The sequence below is a fragment of the Mycobacterium sp. 1165178.9 genome (assembly GCF_001673555.1).
Lineage (GTDB): Bacteria > Actinomycetota > Actinomycetes > Mycobacteriales > Mycobacteriaceae > Mycobacterium.
The window spans coordinates 1-5,192 of sequence record NZ_LZMB01000183.1 but is presented as its reverse complement, the minus strand read 5'-3'; the positions used below and the strand labels follow the sequence as shown (position 1 = coordinate 5,192).

7 protein-coding genes are annotated in these 5,192 nt (G+C 68.0%); 6 read left to right on the top strand and 1 reads right to left on the bottom strand.

What is annotated here, in order from left to right:
- Positions 1 to 458 (bottom strand): dienelactone hydrolase family protein (locus A5652_RS09000; RefSeq protein WP_197513854.1); only part of this gene is annotated, 458 nt, incomplete at its 3' end.
- A gap of 42 nt (positions 459 to 500) precedes the next feature.
- On the opposite strand from A5652_RS09000, the gene A5652_RS08995 reads away from it, so the two are divergent.
- The 6 genes from A5652_RS08995 to A5652_RS08970 all read left to right on the top strand — a co-directional run.
- Entirely contained in the window at positions 501 to 1,301 is an 801-nt protein-coding gene (locus A5652_RS08995; RefSeq protein WP_067349446.1) for a thymidylate synthase, read from the top strand.
- Between the two features lie 61 nt (positions 1,302 to 1,362).
- A complete protein-coding gene (locus A5652_RS08990) occupies positions 1,363 to 1,881 on the top strand; it encodes a dihydrofolate reductase (RefSeq protein ID WP_067349442.1) in 519 nt (172 codons plus the stop codon).
- A 108-nt stretch (positions 1,882 to 1,989) separates the two neighbouring features.
- Positions 1,990 to 2,652 (top strand): cell division protein DivIVA, encoded by a 663-nt coding sequence (locus tag A5652_RS08985; RefSeq protein ID WP_067349439.1) that lies wholly within the window; start codon positions 1,990 to 1,992, stop codon positions 2,650 to 2,652.
- Between the two features lie 36 nt (positions 2,653 to 2,688).
- Entirely contained in the window at positions 2,689 to 3,909 is a 1,221-nt protein-coding gene (locus A5652_RS08980; RefSeq protein WP_067349435.1) for a winged helix-turn-helix domain-containing protein, read from the top strand.
- A 100-nt stretch (positions 3,910 to 4,009) separates the two neighbouring features.
- Positions 4,010 to 4,762 (top strand): FAD-dependent thymidylate synthase, encoded by a 753-nt coding sequence (gene thyX, locus A5652_RS08975; RefSeq protein ID WP_067349449.1) that lies wholly within the window; start codon positions 4,010 to 4,012, stop codon positions 4,760 to 4,762.
- A gap of 59 nt (positions 4,763 to 4,821) precedes the next feature.
- Positions 4,822 to 5,192, top strand: a 371-nt coding sequence (locus A5652_RS08970; RefSeq protein WP_197513852.1) for a dihydrodipicolinate synthase family protein, incomplete at its 3' end; no start/stop codon positions are given.

Genomic DNA, 5,192 nt, shown 5'->3' with positions numbered 1-5,192 from the left:
GACGCCGCCGCGGCCACCCGGTCCGGCAGCCGCCCCGCCACCATGAGCGACGTCCGTCCGCCCATGCAGTAGCCGCACACCCCGAATCGCTCGCCGGCCACCTCGGGGCGGGCGGCCAGATAGTCGAAGAACGCGCCGGCGTCGGCGGCCATCCGGTCCGGGGTGACGCTGCCGATCATCGAGAACAGGCGTCCGCGTTCTTTCGGGTCACTGAAGACCGTCGCCATGTCGAACGGCGCCCAGTCCGCGGTGCGGTAGTAGACATCCGGGAGCAACACCGCGTAACCGAACCCCGCCAGCTTGGCGGCCATCTGCTCGAACGTGTCACGCACGCCGCCGGCGTCGGGATACATGACCACCGCGGGCCACGGGACTTGCGATTCCGGGCCGTCGGGGGTGAACAGGTGCACCGTGCAGGTGCCATCGGGTGTGGTGACGACGTCGATGATGTTCGGCATGGCACCCGTTCTACTCCGCGCGCCTAGACGTATTCTTGCGGCGTGCCGATCCCGACCCCCTACGAGGACTTGCTTCGCTTGGTGCTCGATAAGGGAACGGCCAAATCCGACCGCACCGGCACCGGGACCCGCAGCCTGTTCGGCCAGCAGCTGCGCTATGACCTGTCGGCCGGGTTCCCGCTGCTGACCACCAAAAAGGTGCACCTCAAGTCGGTGATCTACGAATTGCTGTGGTTCCTGCGCGGCGACTCCAACGTGGCCTGGCTGCACGAGCACGGCGTTACTATCTGGGACGAATGGGCAAGCAGCACAGGCGATCTCGGGCCGATCTACGGTGTGCAATGGCGGTCCTGGCCGACGCCGTCGGGCGAGCACGTCGATCAGATCAGCGCGGCCCTGGACCTGCTGCGCACCGACCCGGACTCGCGGCGCATCATCGTGTCGGCCTGGAACGTCGGCGAAATCCCGCGGATGGCGCTGCCACCGTGTCACGCGTTCTTCCAGTTCTACGTAGCCGACGGGCGGCTGAGCTGCCAGCTCTACCAGCGCAGCGCCGACCTGTTTTTGGGCGTGCCGTTCAACATCGCCAGCTACGCGCTGCTGACGCACATGATGGCCGCCCAGTCCGGCCTCGCGGTCGGCGAGTTCGTCTGGACGGGCGGGGACTGCCACATCTATGACAACCACGTCGAGCAGGTGCGGCTGCAGCTGAGCCGCGACCCCCGCCCGTACCCGGAACTCGTTCTGGGCGCAAGGGATTCGATTTTCGATTACACCTACGACGACGTTGTCGTGAAGAACTACGACCCCCATCCGGCGATCAAAGCCCCAGTCGCTGTATGAAGCGCGCCGGCGACGATGCCGGCTCGGGCGGCTTGCAAGCCGGGATCAAGGAGTTGCGCGTATGACCGAGGTGGGCCTGGTGTGGGCTCAGTCGACCTCCGGCGTCATCGGGCGTGGTGGCGGCATCCCCTGGAAAGTGCCGGAGGATCTCCTCCGGTTCAAAGAGGTGACCATAGGGCACCCCGTGATCATGGGCCGGCGGACCTGGGATTCGTTACCTGCGAAGGTGCGCCCCCTGCCGGGCCGGCGCAATGTGGTGCTGTCCCGCGACACCGGCTTCGTCGCCGACGGGGCGTGCGTGGTCGGCACCCTGGAAGACGCCCTTGCCAAGGGCGGCCCCGAGGCGTGGGTCATCGGCGGCGAACAGATTTATTTGCTGGCGCTGCCCTACGCCACCCGCTGCGAGGTCACGGAGATCGAAATCGATTTGCGACGCGATGACGACGATGCGCTGGCGCCGACGTTGGACGACACTTGGGTGGGCGAAACAAGGGAGTGGCAGGCCAGCCGGTCGGGACTGCGCTATCGCTTCCATAGCTACCGTCGCAGCGCCGCGCACCCGTTCGCGCCCACGGCCTGACCTGACATACTCGGACCCGGGGTCGGTCGTACAGGGTCAACCAGGCGTTTGCATGAGGAGGGGGAATTGGCAGTGACACCCGAACCCAGGACGTTCTCTCGAAAATTCATGGGCTACGACGCAACCGCGGTCGATGCCCACGTTGAGATGCTGACCACCAAGCAGCAGCTGCTACTCGCCGACGTCGAGAGCCTGCGGGCCCGGCTGCGGGAATCCGGTGAGCAAACGGCCGCGTTGCGCAAGGAAGTGGCCGCGCTGACGGACACGTCGCCGTCGCCGCACGCGGTGCAGCAGCGGTTGGCGAAAATGCTGAGCCGCGCGGTCGACGAGGTGGCCGAGATGCAGGCCGAGGCGCGAGCCGAGGCGGATGCACTGATCGCGGCGGCCGAGGCGGAGGCCGAGGAAACGCAGCGGAAGCGCGAGCAGATGTTGGCGGACATGGCCGCGCAACGGGAAACCATGGAAGCCGAGTATCAGGCGACCAAGGAAAAGCTCGAAGCTGAACTGACCAGCCTGCGCGAAGACGCCCAGCAGGCGCGTGAGCGGCTCCTCGCAGAGGCGAGGGAAAGGGCCGACCGGGCTCGTGACGAGGCTCGACGGGCCGTCGATGACGCCAGCCGACAACGGATCCGGATTCTCGAACAGCTGATGGGCGTCTACCGGGACCTGAAAACGGTTCCGGACGCGCTCGACGCCGCATACGAAGAACAGAAGAACGCGCCCGAGACGGTGCGATTGGACGAGAAAGTCAGCGCGGGCTCAGCGTCGTAATGCGACGCGTCGGACACGACCGGTATTCTCTGCGCCGTGTCGACCCGCAGGCTATCGGCCGCCCAAGCCCGGCGGGTAGCCGTTGCGGCCCAAGGATTTACCGACCCCCAGCCCAGCGGTGAGATCACCCGGGCCCATTTGAAGCGCCTGATCTCCAGGATTCAAGTGCTGCAACTGGATTCGGTCTCCGTGGCGGTGCGCGCACACTACGCTCCGGTGTTCAGCCGGCTCGGGCCCTACGACCGTGACGTGCTCGACGGGGCCGCCTGGGGTCCGCGGTCGTCGCGGCTGCTGGCGGAGTACTGGGCTCATGAGGCCGCGCTGATGTCCGTCGAGGATTGGCCGCTGTTGCGCTGGCGGATGCGCCAGTACTCCCATGGGCGGTGGGGCACCCACATCGTCAAGGCCAACCCGCGGCTCGCCGATGAGATCATCGCGGCTGTCGCCGAGCTCGGACCCAGCACCGCGGGGCAGATCGAAGCGCACCTGGCCGCCGAACCGCGCCGGAAAAAAGGCACCTGGTGGACGCGCAGCGACACCAAGTGGGTGGCCGAGGCGCTGTTCTCCGCCGGGGTGCTCACCACCGCTACGCGGGTGGGCTTCGCTCGCCATTACGACCTGGTGGAACGGGTGCTGCCGCCCGCCGTGCTGGCCCGCGAGGTCGACGACGACGAGGCGATCCGCGAACTCACGCTGCGCGCCGCCAGCGCGCTGGGGGTGGGCACCGAGGCCGACATCCGCGACTACTTTCGGCTGTCGGCCCAGCAGATCAAGCCGGCGATCGCCGCGTTGGTGGCCGCCGGTGACATCGAGCCGGTCGACGTCGACGGTTGGTCCGCACCGGCCTATCTGCGGGCGGGGCGCACGGTGCCCCGCTCCGACCGCGGTACCGCGTTGCTGTGCCCTTTCGACCCGCTCATCTTCTTCCGCCCGCGCGTCGAGCGACTATTCGAATTCCATTACCGCATAGAGATTTACACCCCGGCCGCCAAGCGGCAGTACGGCTACTACGTGTGGCCGCTGCTTCTGGACGGACGATTGGTGGCGCGGGTCGACCTCAAAGCCGACCGCGCCGCCAACTTGCTGCGGGTCCTCGGTGCATTCGGCGAGCCCGATGCGCCCAAGGCCCGCGTCGCCGCGGCACTGGCCGGTGAGTGCGAGTCCATGGCGTCGTGGCTGGGCCTGGGCGGATTCAGCGTCGCCGGGCGCGGTGATCTGTCCGGTGAGCTGCGCGCGGTGGCCAAGCGGGTCAGCTGATGCCCGGGTCCTCGTCCAGTTGGGCTGCTGCCATTGCCGGTCTGCGGCAGGGTGCGGGTCAGGGCGGCCGATCCGCCCGGCACGCCTTAAGGTGAGCGCCGTGGCCGAGATCGCGCCGCTGCGCGTGCAACTGATCGCCAAGACCGACTTCTTGGCGCCCCCCGACATACCGTGGGGCACCGACGCCGATGGCGGCCCCGCGCTGGTCGAGTTCGCCGGCCGGGCCTGCTACCAGAGCTGGTCGAAACCCAACCCCAAGACCGCGACCAATGCCGGCTACATCAAGCACATCATCGACGTCGGCCACTTCTCGGTGCTCGAACACGCGAGCGTGTCGTTCTACGTCACCGGCATCTCGCGATCGTGCACCCATGAGCTGATTCGGCATCGACACTTCTCCTATTCCCAGCTGTCGCAGCGCTACGTCCCCGAGAGGGAATCGCACGTCGTCGTGCCACCGGGGATGGAAGACGATCCGGAGCTGCAGCAGATCCTGGCCGCCGCCGCGGACGCCAGCCGCGCCACCTATACCGAGTTGCTGACGAAGCTGGAGGCGAAGTTCGCGGATCAACCCAACGCGGTCTTGCGTCGCAAGCAGGCCCGCCAGGCCGCCCGCGCCGTGCTGCCCAACGCGACTGAAACCCGCATCGTCGTGACCGGCAACTACCGCGCGTGGCGCCACTTCATCGCGATGCGCGCCAGCGAGCACGCCGACGTGGAAATCCGGCGGCTCGCCATCGAGTGCCTGCGCCAGCTGACGGGCGTGGCTCCGGCCGTGTTCGCCGACTTCGAGATCTCCGCCCTGGCCGACGGCACCGAGGTCGCGACCAGCCCGCTGGCGACCGAGGGCTGACGGGCCGGCGCGTCTACGTGGATGCTAATTACCTTGCCGGGGCCAGGTAACCTAGCACCGTGAGCACGGTCGGATTCGACGCCCCAGCGCGGTTGGGAACCTTGCTGACCGCGATGGTCACACCGTTTTGCCGCGACGGCTCCGTCGACACCGCCGCTGCCGCACAGCTGGCCAATCACCTGATCGACGCGGGCTGTGACGGGCTGGTGGTTTCCGGGACCACCGGCGAGTCCCCGACGACCACCGACGACGAGAAGCGTGAGCTGCTGCGCGTCGTCCTGGAGGCGGTGGGCGACCGGGCCCGCGTCATCGCCGGCGCGGGCACCTACGACACCGCCCACAGCGTGCGCCTGGCCAAGGCCTGCGCTGCCGAGGGCGCCCACGGGCTGCTGGTGGTCACGCCGTACTACTCGAAGCCACCCCAGAGCGG